This is a genomic window from Alicyclobacillus fructus (assembly GCF_017329605.1).
Classification (GTDB): Bacteria; Bacillota; Bacilli; order Alicyclobacillales; family Alicyclobacillaceae; genus Alicyclobacillus; species Alicyclobacillus fructus.
In genome coordinates this window covers 30,242-44,509 of record NZ_JAFMTY010000001.1, presented here as the reverse complement: position 1 = coordinate 44,509, position 14,268 = coordinate 30,242, and the positions used below count along the sequence as shown (strand labels likewise).

The window sequence follows — 14,268 nt, the reverse complement described above, 5'->3', positions numbered from 1 at the left end:
AGCCATTCTCCTCCCTGCTTCCCGAGGTCTCGGAAGCGTCCAGCGAGCATCCGCTAGTTTCGAATTGTGTGTTCATTGTATTCTGTAAATGAGCTCGCTTTTCCTGCACCCGGTGTGTTTTTCCCTTCGCGGGTCCTAGGCCCACGACTCTCCCGGCGGACGCGCTCCGGCGTCCGCGCCGCCGCGCGCCTCTTCGACCCAGCGAAGCATCATCCGCTCGACGTTTTGCGGAATGCCGTGCAGCGAATGCCGGGCGAGAAACGCGCGCCACGCATCGAAGTCGTAACCGTCTCGCACGCCGCGAGCGATGGTGTGAGCCAACACGCGATACGCGCGAACGCCGTCTGACGGGATCTTCTCCGCGAATGGAGCGATGCGTTCCTCGACGCGTGGGTCTGGCGACACGACGACCAATTCAAAATTGGGCTGCACCACGAGCGCCGGCCGGCGTTCGATGAGATCCGCGGTCGCCTCCGCGTCGCCTTGTGATAATAATTCTTGACCGAGTTCGGTCGTTTGAAACCACCTGGGTGGAGATTCTGGCGAGTCCGAACCAATTCTGGCGACGCCGAGGTGAACGAGCATTTTCACTACCCTTGTCTGCCACACGTCCTCCGTCGAGTCGTAGTAGAAGGCGTTCAGAAACGGCAGACACAGCTCGTACATCGACGAGAGATCCATCCAGTCTCCGCCCAGGCGGTGGATGAGCCTGAGTACGTCGGACAGCCGTGGAATGGGCCCCCGATAGCTGGAAATATAATGTCGCAAGAGACGCCGCAATTTCGTCACGGTGAGGCGAGAGGCGAACGCCGACCATCGCTCATCATCGACTTCGACCCGTCCATCCTGTTCCACGAGGATTCCTTCATCGCAGGCAAAATCGTACAACAGCGCGAGCCGGTCGGGGTACGCGAAGCTGTGCTTTCCGTAGCCGAATCTCCACCGGGGCAGCGCAAGCGACTCCTCGATCATGAACAGTTGCATGAGCTGTTCGAGGTTGCGTTTGTACATGGCGCCCGTCGTGGTGAGCCTCACGTCGTGATCGCGCACGTACGCGACGAGCGTCGCGAGATCTGCGAGTGCCGCGTCTTCTTCGTCGCGCACGAAGGGCGGGTCCTCCGAGCGCCTGGAAACACGCGCTCGCCAGTCATGGACGAAAAACGCGTGACAGGCTTCGTGAACCTCCTCCGGCACAATGAGCGGAAACTTGGTCGCCGGATCGGGATGCACGTAAAGCCAGCCGGACTCAAGCGCGCGATCAAGCGCATCGTCTCCATAGGGGGCAAGAAGCGATGCCATTTCCTCGCGCGCGAACGCGTGCCGAGGTTGAAGGACAACCCGCCGCATGGCGGCGCTCCACTCGGTGCACCACTGCCGCACCATCGCTTGCCGCATGCCCGGGTCGAGCCAGGCTTCGAGAATCGACTGGAGCATGTCGAGCTTGGAATACAAGGTGCACGAGACGCGAAGCGACCGCGCAATTCGCTGAAGCGTGGGGACGGACGCGTGGTTCAGGCAATCATTCAGGCGCATGCGGCTTCCCTCCGCACCGTTTTCGCCTAGGATGCCCAATGATATCCTAATCCATCCATCGATGACCGTTCTCCATGGCGCGACTCAACGCCCCGCCGCGGTCTGCGTCGCGCGTGAAAAAAAAAGAGGAACTCGCACAAGGCGAATTCCCAACACAGGAGATTCTGCTAGGAGTGGAGAGAAATCAGAACATAACACCCTTCGACTTGAATCATACACCGCTCTGTAAACGCTGTCAATACCACATCTGCTCCGATTTTTCAGATTACTTCGTGTTTCTGGCCCGTTCCGCTTCTTCCCGCCTTGTCTTCGCTTCCTCCAGCAGAATCCGCACTTCCGAGAAGTCGCCGCGCTCCAGTGCGGCCCGGAACGATCTCGCCGCCGATTCGAAGCGCCGCAACCAGTCGACGACGTGATCGCGATTGGCGGCGAGCGTCTGCGTCCAGAAGTCCGACGGCGACGAGGCCAGCCGGGTCACATCCCAAAAGGCGGGTCCGGCGATCTCGGCGATCTCGGCAGGTTGCATCTCGACCGCGAGCGCGGCGCACTGGCTGGCGAGGTGGATGCCATGGCTGACCTCGGCCATTCTGCGATCGTGCTCTTCGGCATTCGGCATCCAGACCACGCGCGCCCCGAGACGGGAGACGAGCTCCTCCACCTCCGCCGGCGGACGGTGCGTTTCGAGAAAGATCCAGGGCCGCCCTTCGAACAACGCTTCATCCGCGGCAAGGGGCCCTGCCTGCGCCTTGCCCGCCATGGGGTGGGACGGAATGGCGCGCGCTCCCATCAGCACGCGGTCCATCTCCTGCACGACAGGCCGCTTCACGCTGCACACGTCCATGACCCAGGGCGCCTTCGCGCGCACGCGGGGCAAGAGATGGATGGCGATCTCGACCGGAACGGCGAGAACGGCGAGATCGTAATGCGAGGGCGCGCTCTCGAGCGCATGCCAGACGTGACGAAACGCCGACAGCGTCGCCGCCTGTTCGCGGTAGCTGTCGTCGACCTCGACGGCATCCACTTCCAGGTGAGGCAAGCGACGAGAAAGGGCGAGTCCCATCGACCCGCCGATGAGTCCCGCCCCGACCATCAGTACTCTTCTCAGCGCCATAGCCGCGTTCACACCAAGCTCGCGGCGGGCTCGAACGTCTTCATCAACTCTCGCACCGCCCGCACCTGACGCGCCAGTTGATCGAATTCCTCGAGCGTGATGGTCTGGTTGCCGTCCGACCACGCCTGCGTTGGATCCTTGTGCACCTCGACGATCACGCCATGAGCACCTGCCGCAATGCCGGCTCTCGCCATGTCCGTGACGTAGCGCGCGTGGCCCACGCCATGGGAGGGATCCACGAGCACCGGAAGATGGGACAAATGCTTCACCACGGGCACGGCGTTTAGGTCGAGCGTGTTGCGCGTATAGGTTTCGAACGTCCGGATGCCCCGCTCGCATAGGATGACGTTCGGATTTCCTTCGGCCATGATGTACTCCGCCGACATCAGCCACTCCTCGATGGTGTTGGCAAAGCCTCGCTTCAGCAACACAGGTTTGCCGGTCCGTCCCACGGCCTTGAGCAGCGGGAAGTTCTGCATGTTTCTGGCGCCAATCTGCAATACGTCCACGTACTCGGCCACGAGCGGCACGAGACCGGGTTCCATCACCTCGGAAACAATGGCGAGCCCGGTCTCCTCGCGCGCCTCAGCGAGGTACTTCAGCCCTTCCTCGCCCAGTCCCTGGAACGAGTACGGCGACGATCTCGGCTTAAACGCGCCGCCGCGCAGCATGTGCGCCCCGCTCCGCTTGATGGCGTGGGCGATCTCCAAAAGCCCTTCGCGCGTCTCCACCGAACACGGGCCCGCGATGAGCGTCGGTTCCGGCCCCCCGACCACATGGCCGCGAATTTCGATTTGCGTATCGTCCGGGTGGAAGGGACGGCTGGCCAGTTTGAACGGATAGCTCACCGTCACGAGCTTTTCGACCCCCGGCAGCGTCTCGATGCCGAGCTCATGCACTTTTTCCTTCGCGCCGATGACGCCGATCACGGTCGTCTCCACACCGACGGACAGGTGCGCCCCGAGCCCCTTGCTCTTGAGCAGCTCCATCACGCGATCGATCTCCGCCTGCGACGCGCCCTCCTTCATGACGACGATCATGTTTCTCTCTCCTCCAAGCATGTTCTTCTTTTTGTACCATCCAAATGGTTTGAAAAGTCTATCACAATCGGCGAGAGAGGACAATCCCCCTTAACGCGGGCGGATCGCCTCGAGCGCCGCTTGTTTCAGTTGCTCGGTGAACGACCGCACGGCGGCCACCGGGTCGCGCCCCGCATCGACGGCCTCGCCAATGCGCCGGACGTAGGCACTTCCGACGATCACGCCGTCCGCGAACGCCGCGATTTCGCGCACGTGCTCCGGACGGCTCACGCCGAACCCGACGCACGCCGGAAGATCCGTGTGCCTGCGGACGAGATCGACCAACGCCCTCGCTTGGCGCGACACATCCTGGCGCTCTCCGGTGACTCCGAGCGACGAGACGCAATAGACAAAGCCCCTTGCCTCGCGCACAATGGCGCGGATCCGCTCCTCGCCCGACGTGGGCGCCACGAGCGGCACGAATCGGATCCCGTGCGCCTCGGCCGCGGCCGCAACCTCGGCCGCCTCTTCAAGCGGAACGTCCGGGACGATCACGCCGTCGCCCCCAGCCGCCGCGAGCTCGGCGAAAAACCTCTCGGGGCCGTATTGGATGAGCGGATTGACGTAGGTGAAGGCGACAAGCGGCTTTGAAGACCGGGCCCGGATATCCTGCACCAAGCGAAGGCAGTCCACGAGGCGCGTGCCTTGCTTCAAACTACGTACCGCCGCCGCTTGAATGACTGGGCCATCGGCCAGCGGATCGGAGTACGGAAATCCGATCTCCAGCATATCCGCGCCCGCGTCCAGGATGGCGCGCGCGATTTCGAGGGAACGCGCGTAGTCGGGATCGCCCGCGACGACAAAAGGAATGAGCAGCTTGTGGCCCGCTGCAAACGCCTCACGAATGCGATCCATGCGCCGTCTCCCCCTCTCGGGCCGCCACTTGCTCGACGTCCTTGTCGCCGCGGCCGGACAAGCAGACCACGATGATATCATCCGCGCGGTATCGACGGGCCTCCCGCATCACGTACGCAATGGCGTGGGCGCTTTCGAGCGCCGGGATAATTCCCTCGAGCTTCGAGAGCAGGAAAAACGCCTCGAGCGCCTCCTCGTCCGTCACCGGTACGTACCTGGCCCGGCCCGTCTCGGCCAGATGGGCGTGTTCCGGGCCGATGCCCGGATAGTCGAGCCCGGCCGAGATGGAATGCGCGGGTTGAACCTGGCCGTACTCGTCCTGCAACAGCATCGTCTTCGCTCCGTGCAACACACCTGGGCGGCCGCGCGCGATGGTCGCGGCGTGGTAGGGCGTATGAAGCCCGTGACCCGCCGCTTCACAACCGACGAGTTCGACCTCCTCGTCTTCGATGAAGGGATAGAAGATCCCCATGGCGTTGCTTCCGCCGCCGACGCATGCCACGACGCTCGTCGGAAGCCTGCCCTCCTGCGCCAGAATCTGCGCCTTCGCCTCGTCGCCGATCACGCGCTGGAAGTCGCGCACGATCATGGGATAGGGATGGGGGCCGACGACCGAACCGATAATGTAATGCGTGTCGTCGACGTGCGCCACCCAGTGGCGAATCGCTTCGTTGGTGGCGTCCTTCAGGGTGCGCGTTCCCGACGTCGCCGCCACGACTTCGGCGCCAAGCATCCGCATGCGAAAGACGTTGAGGGCCTGCCTGCGCATGTCCTCTTCGCCCATGAAGACGGTGCACTCCAGCCCGAACCGCGCGGCCACCGTCGCCGTCGCGACCCCGTGCTGGCCCGCGCCTGTCTCCGCGATCACGCGCCGCTTGCCCGTTCGAAGAGCGAGAAGCGCCTGGCCAATCGCGTTGTTGATCTTGTGGGCGCCCGTGTGATTCAGATCTTCGCGCTTCAGGTAGATCTTCGGCCCGCCGAGATGCTTGGTGAGGCGCTCCGCGTAATAGAGCGGCGTTGGCCGGCCCGCGTACTGCTCGAGATAGTACTTGAGCTCTGCCTGAAACGCTTCGTCGCGCGAGAGGCGCAGGTAGTCTTGCTCCAACTGGAGCAGGGCCGACATGAGCGTCTCGGGCACGTAACGCCCGCCAAATGCGCCGTATCGGCCGGTTTCGTCAGGATAGGGATAGTGACTCATGGCCCCACGCCTCCATCGCCTGGATCAACTGTTCAATGCGGCGGACATCCTTGCGACCGCCGACCTCCACGCCCGACGACACGTCAATTCCGAAGGGCTGCACGCGCCGGAGGAGGTCCTGAACGTTTTCCGGCGCAATTCCTCCCGCCACCCACCAATTGAAATCGAGCGGCATCGACGCGATCTCGGCCAGCCGATCCCAATCGAACCGCCTTCCGTGCCCTCCTGTGACGCCTGGCGCCGCATCCACGGGAGGCTTCGCGTCAAAAAGCACAGCGTCAGCCCCCGACGCGCGCCTCCGCACTTCTTCGAGAAAAGCCGACGGATCCTCGCCCGGGTCAAACGCCACGGCCCGCCAGATCTGAAATCCTTCGGCTCGAAGCCTCTCCGCGAACTCCTGCGGTTCGCCCCCGTGAAGCTGGACGGCGTCGACGCCGGATCGCTTGACGGCCGCAAACACATCATCCGGCGATCCGCCGGACACCACCGCGACGGCGACCACATCCGGCCGGATGCGCTTTGCCGACTCGATGAGTCGCCGCGCGCTGTCCGGAGGCACATAACGCCTCGAGGCCGGCACCAGGACGACCCCCAGGTGTGTCACGATCGGATGGCGCAAAAACGACAGGTCATCACCCGGCTGGAGGCCGCAGATCTTCAAATGCGGCGCGCGTCTCACTTCGCCACCGCCTCGAGCGGAACGCAAAGCTCGGACAACTGAGCCCGGACAGAGGCGAGATCCGCGTGGCGCATCAAAAGCTCGCCCACCAGAATGCCCCTTGCGCCTGCAGCCGCCATGCGCACCGCGTCCTCTCGTCCCATGATGCCACTTTCCGCGATGGCCATCACGCCTTCAGGCAGCCGCCGAAGAACGCGTTCGGACGTGCGAAGATCCACCTCAAACGTCCGGAGATCCCGGTTGTTGATCCCAACGAGCGTGGGCTCTGCGGCCACAGCGGCCTCCACCTCGTGCTCCCCGTGCACTTCGAGCAAGACCTCCAGCCCTCGCGATCTCGCGTATTGAGAAAGCTCCACCAGCCGGTCGGCCGGCATGGCGGCGGCAATCAGCAAAATCACGTCCGCTCCGGCCGACACCGCTTCGTCCACCTGAATTTCGTCGATCACGAAATCCTTCCGCAGAACGGGAATGCCGACCGCCGCGCGCGCCGCTCGCAGATCGTCCAGGCTGCCATGAAAGTAGGTTTGATCCGTCAGCACGGATACGGCGGAGGCCCCGCCCTGTTCATACACTTTGGCGCGCTCCGCGGGATCTACGTCCGCCTGAAACACGCCCTTCGACGGGCTCTTCCGCTTGATCTCTGCGATCACGCCGAGACAGTTCCCTTGCCGAAGGCGCTCTGCGAGAGAGCGGAACGGCGCGGTACGCTGTGGAAACGGCCCGTCGTTCTGAACCCGCGCCTTGAGCGCCTCCACTTCCCTGCGCTTGGTCTCGAGAATGCGATCCAAGATGGTGGTCACGGGCTCACCGCCTCCTCCACGCTCGCGAGCCTGCGCGAACCTTGGATAAACGCGTCCAACACGTCCGCCGCGCGGCCATCATCCAAGAGCGCCTCCGCCAACGCCACGCCCTCGCGGACGGATGCGGCCTTGCCTCCCACGTACAACGCCGCACCCGCGTTCAACAGCACGATATCTCGCTTCGGCCCGCGCTCTTCTCCCGATAGAATGCGTCGCACGATGGCCGCGTTCTCCTCGGGCGATCCGCCGCGCACCGCTTCGATGGGCGCCGGCTTCAGCCCGACGTCCTCAGGCGAAAGGCGATACGTGCACACGGTGCCTTCCTTCACTTCGGCGACAAGCGAAGGGCCGGCAAGCGACAACTCGTCAAGCCCTCCTGCGCCGTGCACCACGAGCGCGTGTTCTGATCCGAGGCTCACCAGTGCATCGCCCACGATGGGCACGAGATCCTCGTGAAAGACGCCCAGCACTTGGCGCTTCGCTCCGGCGGGGTTGGTCAAGGGGCCGAGAATGTTGAAAATGGTCCGGAACCCAAGCTCTTTTCGCACTTGGGCCGCAACCTTCATGGCGGGGTGATAGACTTGGGCAAACAAGAAGCAGAGGCCAATCTCCCGAAGCAGGACCTCCGAGGCGGACACCGGCAAATCGATCACGGCCCCCAGCGCCTGCAACACGTCGGCGCTTCCGCTCCTGCTCGAGGCCGCGCGATTCCCGTGCTTGGCCACGGGAATCCCAGCCGCGGCGGCGACGAACGCGACGGCCGTCGAGATGTTGAACGTGTCTCTGCCATCGCCACCCGTTCCACATGTATCCAGTGTGCCTTCCGGCGCTTGCAGTCGCACCGCGTGGGTGCGCATCGCTCGCGCAAAACCCGCAATTTCCGACGAGCGCTCGCCGCGATAGGCCATGACGGCCACCAAGGCCGCCGCCTGGACGGGCGACACACGCCCATCCATCCATGCGCTAAGAAATGCTTCGGCTGTCGTTTCATCCAATATTTTACCTGACACGACAGCGCCAAGGGTATCCCGTACCACGTCCTGCATGACTCGACTCCTCTCACCTCAGCGCCGATTTTCGGCGCGCTCCTCAACCTCAACTCAGCTCGACTGACGTCCACAGAGCTGTTATGACTATGTTAGCCGCCTGCCTCTCTTTCGTCAACCAAGCGCGCGAAAGTTGGGCACAGTGCGCGCGTTCAGCGTGTTGCGATGTCGGGGCGGAGCTGGACCGCTTCGCCCAGGTACACGTGCACGAGTTCATCCTGCCGCTTGTCCGTGTTCAGATGCACGAGCACGCGGATGCTTCGCGGCAGCGCGCCAGGCACGTCGATCTCCGTGGCGCACATCAAGGGAACCCATTGCCAACCCGGAAGTTGCCGGACGGCGAACGCCGGGAAAGCCGCGTTCAGATCGGGCGTCATCGTCAGAATGACGCTCGCCACGTCATCGACGTCGATGTCGTTGGCGCGCACAATCTCTTCCATCAACTCGCGCGTCGCCTTCAGAATCTCCTCTCGGTCGTTGCGGGCCACCGTCGTGGCTCCGCGAAGTCCCCGAACCTTCATGGACGGTGTCCCTCCCTCACCGCTTCATAGGCCTTCCTGACCTCTTCCGGATGAACCCGGCAGATTTCCACCTTGCCGACGCCCGCGGGAAGCGCGAAGGTCCATCCCTCGTGCGTGTGCTTTTTGTCGACCTCCATGAGTTTCAGCACCGCGTCCACGTCGGGATAGGGCGGCCGAACGGGCAGTCCGTGCCGCTCCAGCAAGCTCGTGATGCGCGCCGCGTCAGTTGCGGACAAGAGCCCTCGCCCCACGGCTATCGCGCATTCGACCGCGAGGCCAATGGAGACGGCTTCGCCGTGCCCGAGAGCATACGCCGAATGCTGCTCCACCGCATGCCCGACCGTGTGTCCGACATTCAACACCTGCCGAAGTCCCGCCTCGCGCTCGTCTCGGCTGACGACATGGATCTTCACGCGAATGGCGCGCGCGAGGATGTTCGCGAAATCCGCCGGATCGCCGAGGCTCGTGACGGGACGGGTTTCCAGTTGCTCAAACAGACCTGGGTCCGCGATGATGGCATGCTTGATGACCTCGGCCATTCCGTTGCGCCATTGGCGCTCATCGAGCGTCTGAAGCGCCTCGACGTCAAACAGGACGGCGCGAGGCGGGTAAAAGGCGCCGACCAGGTTTTTGCCCTCCTTGAGATTGACGCCCACCTTGCCCCCGACGGCGCTGTCGTGCGCGAGCAACGTCGTCGGCACCTGCAGATACGGGACTCCACGCATATAGGTCGCCGCCACAAAGCCAGCGAGATCTCCCACCACACCGCCGCCGACCGCCAGAATCACGTCACCCCTGCGGAATCCGCCGCGCAACAACCCCTGGTACAACTTCACAGCCGTATCCAGGTTCTTGTGCGCGTCGCCCGCCGGAAACGCGAGCACAAACATCTCGCGCCCTATGGCCCGGGCCACGTCGGCCACGTCGCGCATAAAAGGGGTCTGTTCCACCGTTTGGTCTGTGATGATCGCGATCTTTCGGTCGGCGAGGCCCAGTTCCTTCGCAAGGTCGGGCAACGACCGCCGGACACGAGCGCCTACGAGGACCGGATAGGCGCCCTGTGCACTCTGGACCTCCATCCGGATCATCGTTGGCTCACCCGCACCTGGTAAGCCCGAAACGCGTCCTCAATCTGCTCCAGGGAATCTCCGCCGAATTTCTCCAGGAACGCCTGAGCCACCACCCAGGCCACGACGTTTTCGCCGACGACGGAAGCCGCCGGAAGGGCGCAAATGTCGGATCGTTCGATGGCCGCTGGTTCCGGCTCCTTCGTTTTCATGTTCACGCTCGGAAGCGGATGGTACAGCGTGCTGATGGGCTTCATGGCCGCCCGAATCACAAGGTCTTCGCCGTTCGTGACGCCGCCCTCGAGACCGCCCGCGCCGTTGTGGGAACGAACGTAGCGCGTGCCGTCGTACAGGATGGGATCGTGCACCTTCGACCCCATGCGGCGCGCCGCCTCGAATCCCAGCCCGATTTCCACGCCCTTGATGGCCTGGATGCTCATCAGAGCGGCCGCAAGCCTTCCGTCGAGCTTGCGATCCGGCTGGGCGTAGCTGCCGAGGCCGATGGGGCATCCCCGCACGATCACCTCAAAAATGCCGCCGACCGTGTCGCCTGCGGCCTTGGCTTCATCGATGCGCGCCATCATCCGCTCGGCCGCCGCCGCATCCGCGCAGCGGACGGGGGACGCGTTCGCGCGCGCCTCGAGCTCCTCGAGGGTGTCGGGGAACTGCGTGGCCTTGACGTCGCACAATTCCACCACGTGCGCGGTGACATGAATGCCAAAGTGCTCCAAGAGCTGCCGCGCCAACGCGCCGGCCGCAACGAGCGTCGCCGTGTTGCGCGCACTGGCCCGCTCGAGCACATTGCGGATATCCTCGTGATCGTACTTGATGGCGCCGGCGAGGTCCGCGTGACCGGGCCGCGGGCGGTAAATCTCCCTGAGATCCTCGGGCTTTTCTCCGAACGGGGCCATCTTGGCCGTCCAGTTTTTGTAGTCCCGATTCTGGACGACGAGGGTGATGGGCGTGCCAAGCGTCTTGCCGAAACGGATGCCGCTCGTCACCTGCACTTCGTCCGATTCGATCTGCTGGCGATAGCCTCGGCCGTACCCCTGCTGACGACGTCGCAATTGTTCGTCAATTTTCGCTTTGTCGATGGCGACGTTGCTCGGAAAGCCGTCGATCACCACGGTGAGCGCCGGCCCGTGCGATTCTCCTGCGGACAAATAGCGCAACAAAGGCTGCCCCTCCACTTCCTGCTCTCTCCCATAAGCGTTCGTCTCTGCGAATTACGGGTAGTATAGCATATTCGGGGCGGGCGTCGCGCCCGCCCCGCGTCACGCCATGAGCGCTTCAGCGGCCGCCAGCACAAGCTGGAAGAGCGCCTCGGCGTCCGACACGTCGGCAGTCATGGCAAACGCACCCGCTCGGCGGACGGGATACCCGAGCCCCACGGCCACACATCCCGCCCTTGAGAGTTGAATGGCGCCCGTGTCGCCCAATGCCTCACGGGACACCTCGTACTGAAGCGAAAGGCCCAACCGCTCCGCCGCCTGCTCCACCGCCCGCTTGGCCTCGAGCGGCACGACCGTCGCCCGGTCCATCACCGTCAACACCGGCCCTCGACCCAAAGCGACGACGGGGCGATCCTTCAAGACGTCATCCGCCGTCACGCCGTCGATCACGATGGCATATCGCGGCTCCAACTGAAACGCCGCAGCTTGGGCCGCCCTCGCCCCGACGGCGTTCTGCGCCGTGAACGCGACGCTCGTGTTCAACCCCCGATCGGCGAGCGCACGGAAGGCCCGCGCAGCCACGGCGCACCCCAACCGGTTGTCAAGCGCTCGGCCCGTCAGGACCTTGCCGTCCCACGAGAAGGGCGGCAGGGCGATGGCGCCCGCGGTGCCGATGGGCACCATGCGCTCCGCCTCCTCGCGCGAACGCGCCCCGACGTCAATGATGAGGGCATCGACGCCGAGTTCACCCTGTTGCGACAGGTCAGCGTGCACGACGCCAGCGATTCCGTTGGTGAAGAGGATCTGACGCCCGACACATTCGCGCGCATGCACCTCCCCGACAGAGACGACGCGAAGATACCCGCGATCATCGACATCGATGACCATGAGCCCCGGTTCGTCGACATGCGCCGCCAGCATCAGGTGCGGCCCTTCACCGCGCTTGCGGGCAATCCCGTTGCCAAGCGCGTCCACAAAGACCTCGTCGGCCGCTGGCCGGACTTCGTCGAGGAGCGCCTGCACCACGGGCGCCTCGCTCCCGCTCGGAGCCACCCAGTCCATCAACCGCATCACCCAGTCGTTCATGGGCGAAATCCTCCCTTTGCGATCTCGTCAAGCACCGCGATCACGAGATCGATGGCGTGTTGAACGTCGTCCAGGGACACGAGCTGTGTCGGCGCGTGGATGTAGCGCACGGGTACGGAAATGGCCCCGCCCACCACCCCTTTGCCGACGCGATGGATGGCGCCAAAGTCGTTCGTTCCGCCCTTCACCCGGCGCCATTGCACGGGGATGTTTCGGGCCTTGGCCGTTTCCCACAGGAATTCGGCGAACCGCCTGTCTGCCACGGTTTGTCCGTCCTGCACGGTGATGGCCGGCCCGCGCCCGACCACCGTCGACTGACCATGAGACGGCGTGTCCACGACGTCGTGAGCCACCGTGCCTTCGAGCGCGATGGCGATGTCGGGCTGAATCTGATACGCCGCTGCATGCGCCCCGCGCAGGCCAATTTCTTCTTGCACCGTGAACGCGGCAAAGACCGGCAGGGGCGTCTTCCACCGGCGTATCGCCTCCAGCAGAATGTAGCAGCCGACGCGATCGTCAAACGACTTCGCCTTTGCCATTCGGCGGGGAAGCTCTTCGTACGCGGTCGCAAACACGACCGGATCCCCGGGCTTCACATGGCGCCGCGCGTCGTCCGCGTCGCGCGCACCAATATCGATGTAAAGTTTCTCCAGCGGAATGGGCTTCTCGCGCTCGCCAGGCTCCTGGAGATGAACCGGTTTGGCCCCGATGACGCCGGGAAGGCGCCGCTCACCCACGTACACCGGCTTGGACACAAGGACGCGAGGATCCACGCCGCCGAGCGGACGGAACCGGAGAAGCCCCGCTTCGTCGCGCCCCTCGCCAATATGCGTGACCATGAGGCCCACCTCGTCCATATGGGCGTCGAGCATCACGCGCGGTCCAGGGTGATGTTCTCCGGTCGACGCGATGACGTTGCCGAGCACGTCCGTTCGCACGGAGAGACCCATGGCGTCCAGTTCACGGCGAACCACGGCGCGTATCTCGTCTTCAAAGCCCGTCGGGCCAAACGCCTCCGTCAACTCCTTCAATAACATGTCAATTCCTCCACCTGGGCCGCGTCGACCTCCGCCACGTAGTGGGCGAGAAGGCGCGCGCACTGCCAAATGTCGTCGTACGCCACCGTTTCGACCGACGTGTGCATGTACCGAATGGGCGGGCCGATGAGCGCCGCCGCCAGCCCGGGCCCGGCGATCTGAAACGCGTTCGCGTCCGCGCCGACCGGCCTCTGGGACAGTTCGATCTGGTACGGGATGCGGTGCCGCTCGGCGCAATCGACGAGCCGGCGGAACACCCGGCGGTGCAGATTCGGGCCGAACGAAATGGCGACACCCCCCTCGAGCGGAAACGACTCGTCGGGCGCCTGTCCCGGAAACGCGCCGAACGTCACGTCGACGGCGATGGCGATGTCGGGCACAAGGCCAAAACCGGCGGTCCTGGCGCCGCGCAGGCCAACCTCCTCCTGCACCGTGAACACGGCGTAGAGATCCGCCTCATGAACCATGCCCTTCAGCAAGGCCAGCGCCTCCAACAGCACCGCCGCGCTCGCCCGGTTGTCAACGGACTTGCCCGCGATCCGGCCGTTCAAGAGCTCAAGCGGAGATCGCCGCAGCGTGACGCGATCGCCCACGCGCACGCGAGCGCGCACCTCGTCCTCCGGGAGTGCGAGATCGACATAGAGATCTTCCAATTTTGCGGCCTTCGACCGCTCCGCGGCAGGGGTGAGATGTGGCGGTTTCGCGCCGATGACCCCGAAGAGGCGGCCGCCCTCGGTGTGGACGACGACCTCTTGTCCGACGAGTGTTCGCGGATCGAATCCCCCGGCCTGCGCGAGTCGCAAAAATCCACCGGATTCGATGCGCGTCACGACCAGCGCGATCTCATCGATGTGCGCAGATACGAGCACGCGGGGGCGCCGACCTTCGCCGTTCCCGGGGATGAGACCGATGAGGTTGCCCACCGCGTCGCTCCAGATCTCACTTGCGTATTCCGATAGGTGGGGAAGAATCAGGTTGCGTACGTCCTCCTCAAAGCCAGGGCCGCCATGCGCCTCAAGCAACTGTTTGAATACGCCCGCGTACTTCGACAACCCGAACACCTCCTCATGGCCGAACAGGGCGC

14 protein-coding genes are annotated in these 14,268 nt (G+C 64.3%); all 14 read right to left on the bottom strand.

Going from position 1 to position 14,268, the window contains the following annotated elements; all coding sequences use genetic code 11:
* Positions 1-135 precede the first annotated feature (135 nt).
* Complete coding sequence (locus J3481_RS00250) at positions 136-1,533, bottom strand: hypothetical protein (protein WP_206830424.1); 1,398 nt, start codon at positions 1,531-1,533, stop codon at positions 136-138.
* 265 nt (positions 1,534-1,798) lie between these two features.
* Positions 1,799-2,623 (bottom strand): prephenate dehydrogenase, encoded by an 825-nt coding sequence (locus J3481_RS00245; protein WP_236010918.1) that lies wholly within the window; start codon positions 2,621-2,623, stop codon positions 1,799-1,801.
* A 29-nt stretch (positions 2,624-2,652) separates the two neighbouring features.
* Complete coding sequence (gene aroF / locus J3481_RS00240; RefSeq protein WP_206830422.1) at positions 2,653-3,684, bottom strand: 3-deoxy-7-phosphoheptulonate synthase; 1,032 nt, start codon at positions 3,682-3,684, stop codon at positions 2,653-2,655.
* A 90-nt stretch (positions 3,685-3,774) separates the two neighbouring features.
* Positions 3,775-4,578: a tryptophan synthase subunit alpha gene (gene trpA, locus J3481_RS00235; RefSeq protein WP_206830421.1), complete on the bottom strand. Its 804-nt coding sequence runs from the start codon at positions 4,576-4,578 to the stop codon at positions 3,775-3,777.
* A complete protein-coding gene (gene trpB / locus J3481_RS00230) occupies positions 4,562-5,776 on the bottom strand; it encodes a tryptophan synthase subunit beta (RefSeq protein WP_206830420.1) in 1,215 nt (404 codons plus the stop codon). The genes trpA and trpB overlap by 17 nt, the downstream gene beginning before the upstream one ends.
* Positions 5,754-6,455 carry a phosphoribosylanthranilate isomerase gene (locus tag J3481_RS00225; RefSeq protein WP_206830419.1) on the bottom strand — a complete coding sequence of 234 codons (702 nt, stop codon included), beginning with the start codon at positions 6,453-6,455 and terminating at the stop codon, positions 5,754-5,756. The genes trpB and J3481_RS00225 overlap by 23 nt, the downstream gene beginning before the upstream one ends.
* Entirely contained in the window at positions 6,452-7,255 is an 804-nt protein-coding gene (trpC, locus tag J3481_RS00220; RefSeq protein WP_206830418.1) for an indole-3-glycerol phosphate synthase TrpC, read from the bottom strand. Before trpC ends, J3481_RS00225 begins: the two co-directional genes overlap by 4 nt.
* Positions 7,252-8,301 (bottom strand): anthranilate phosphoribosyltransferase, encoded by a 1,050-nt coding sequence (gene trpD / locus J3481_RS00215; RefSeq protein WP_206830417.1) that lies wholly within the window; start codon positions 8,299-8,301, stop codon positions 7,252-7,254. Before trpD ends, trpC begins: the two co-directional genes overlap by 4 nt.
* Positions 8,302-8,453: 152 nt before the next feature.
* On the bottom strand, positions 8,454-8,822 hold the full coding sequence (gene aroH / locus J3481_RS00210; RefSeq protein WP_206830416.1) for a chorismate mutase: 369 nt from the start codon (positions 8,820-8,822) through the stop codon (positions 8,454-8,456).
* On the bottom strand, positions 8,819-9,910 hold the full coding sequence (aroB, locus tag J3481_RS00205; RefSeq protein ID WP_206830415.1) for a 3-dehydroquinate synthase: 1,092 nt from the start codon (positions 9,908-9,910) through the stop codon (positions 8,819-8,821). The genes aroH and aroB overlap by 4 nt, the downstream gene beginning before the upstream one ends.
* Positions 9,907-11,064, bottom strand: coding sequence for a chorismate synthase (aroC, locus tag J3481_RS00200; RefSeq protein WP_328702022.1), 1,158 nt, complete (start codon positions 11,062-11,064; stop codon positions 9,907-9,909). Before aroC ends, aroB begins: the two co-directional genes overlap by 4 nt.
* Before the next feature lie 99 nt (positions 11,065-11,163).
* Complete coding sequence (locus tag J3481_RS00195; protein ID WP_206830414.1) at positions 11,164-12,147, bottom strand: zinc-binding metallopeptidase family protein; 984 nt, start codon at positions 12,145-12,147, stop codon at positions 11,164-11,166.
* Positions 12,144-13,184: a M42 family metallopeptidase gene (locus tag J3481_RS00190; protein WP_206830413.1), complete on the bottom strand. Its 1,041-nt coding sequence runs from the start codon at positions 13,182-13,184 to the stop codon at positions 12,144-12,146. Before J3481_RS00190 ends, J3481_RS00195 begins: the two co-directional genes overlap by 4 nt.
* Entirely contained in the window at positions 13,175-14,245 is a 1,071-nt protein-coding gene (locus J3481_RS00185) for a M42 family metallopeptidase (protein WP_328702021.1), read from the bottom strand. The genes J3481_RS00190 and J3481_RS00185 overlap by 10 nt, the downstream gene beginning before the upstream one ends.
* Between the last annotated feature and the right edge of the window lie 23 nt (positions 14,246-14,268).

Bases quoted from the DNA above. Each gene is read 5' to 3' on its own strand.
- J3481_RS00250 (WP_206830424.1), bottom strand. From the start codon at position 1,533: ATGCGCCTGAATGATTGCCTGAACCACGCGTCCGTCCCCACGCTTCAG.
- J3481_RS00245 (WP_236010918.1), bottom strand. From the start codon at position 2,623: ATGGTCGGGGCGGGACTCATCGGCGGGTCGATGGGACTCGCCCTTTCT.
- aroF (WP_206830422.1), bottom strand. From the start codon at position 3,684: ATGATCGTCGTCATGAAGGAGGGCGCGTCGCAGGCGGAGATCGATCGC.
- trpA (WP_206830421.1), bottom strand. From the start codon at position 4,578: ATGGATCGCATTCGTGAGGCGTTTGCAGCGGGCCACAAGCTGCTCATT.
- trpB (WP_206830420.1), bottom strand. From the start codon at position 5,776: ATGAGTCACTATCCCTATCCTGACGAAACCGGCCGATACGGCGCATTT.
- trpD (WP_206830417.1), bottom strand. From the start codon at position 8,301: ATGCAGGACGTGGTACGGGATACCCTTGGCGCTGTCGTGTCAGGTAAA.
- aroH (WP_206830416.1), bottom strand. From the start codon at position 8,822: ATGAAGGTTCGGGGACTTCGCGGAGCCACGACGGTGGCCCGCAACGAC.
- aroB (WP_206830415.1), bottom strand. From the start codon at position 9,910: ATGATCCGGATGGAGGTCCAGAGTGCACAGGGCGCCTATCCGGTCCTC.
- J3481_RS00195 (WP_206830414.1), bottom strand. From the start codon at position 12,147: ATGAACGACTGGGTGATGCGGTTGATGGACTGGGTGGCTCCGAGCGGG.
- J3481_RS00190 (WP_206830413.1), bottom strand. From the start codon at position 13,184: ATGTTATTGAAGGAGTTGACGGAGGCGTTTGGCCCGACGGGCTTTGAA.